This is a genomic window from Agromyces sp. P1_H4, assembly GCF_056405255.1.
The window spans coordinates 1-1,137 of record NZ_JBFUCL010000561.1 but is presented as its reverse complement, the minus strand read 5'-3'; the positions used below and the strand labels follow the sequence as shown (position 1 = coordinate 1,137).

At 75.6% G+C, this 1,137-nt stretch carries 1 protein-coding gene; it reads left to right on the top strand.

Annotated elements, in window-relative coordinates; genetic code table 11:
* The first annotated feature begins 150 nt into the window (after window positions 1–150).
* Window positions 151–1,038, top strand: a complete 888-nt coding sequence (locus AC1DY2_RS19965; protein WP_476763998.1) for a hypothetical protein — start codon at window positions 151–153, stop codon at window positions 1,036–1,038.
* Window positions 1,039–1,137 lie beyond the last annotated feature (99 nt).

The following is a 1,137-nucleotide window of genomic DNA, read 5'->3' as shown; positions in this document are numbered from 1 at the left end:
GCCGATCGCGGCGATCACGCCGGCCGCCCGCTCGGCGCCCGGCGAGCGCGACGTGTCCGCCCCATGGTCCATGATCGACGGTAACCCGCCCGGACTCCGACGATCCTGCGGATCTGCCGCGAAACCCCCGGGGCGAGCCATCATGGAGCGATGAGCGAGTCACCGCGACGAACCCGCCGCGAATCCCCCAGCGATCGCCGCGGCGAGCTGTTGGCCGCCGCGCGCGGCGAGGCGGCCGGACGCCGACCGGCCGACCTGCTGCACCAGTGGTCGACGGATGCCACGGTCGGCCCGAGCCCCGTCGACCTCCGCACGACCGTGGCCTACGACACGCTGGCGCTCGACGCTGCCCGCGACTACGAGGCGCTGCTGCTCTCGCCGGTGGCCCCGCTCGGCGCGGCATCCGTCGTCGCGCCGACCTCCCAGGACCGCACGCTCTCGACCATCCGCGCATCCGAGGTGGTGTCCGACCCCACGAACGTGCTGGCGCTCGAGGCCGCGCACCGGCTCCGGGCCGATCCGCGGGCGCACGTGCGGCTCTGCGCGTCGCACCAGGTCCTCCGCATGCAGCCGGTCGCCGGCGGCGCGGGCCACACGCGCCACTTCCGCCTGTTCGTGCTCGCCGACGCCGGCGCCGGGCTCGCCGACGACGGCTTCGAGGTCGCCGCCGTCGCCGCGCAGCTCGGCGTCCACCGCCGCATGCTCGACGCCGCGGCATCCGCCCACGGCCTCGACTGGCAGCATCCGCTCGCCATCGTGCGCACCGACGGAACCCACCCGGCGCTCGGCGAGCGCGTCGCCGCCGCGATCACCGCGTCGCAGCCCGACGTCGAGGTGCGCGCCGAGACACTGGCGTCGACCTACTACCACGGGCTTCGCCTCGGCTTCGGCGTGCACGACCGGACCGGTGCCTTCCGCGAGGTGGTCGACCTCGGCGTCTTCGACTGGGTGGCGCAGCTGACCAGCAACCGCCGGCACCGCTACGTGGCGAGCGCGATCGGCATCCAGCTGCTGCCGCTGCTGTTCGGCGGGAGATGATGGATGGCGTGACCCAGCCCGAACGCCACCGCGCCGGCGACGCTCGCGGCCGCGCTGGCGCCGCGGCCCGCGCCCGTCCGGCCGTGCTCGGTCCCGTGG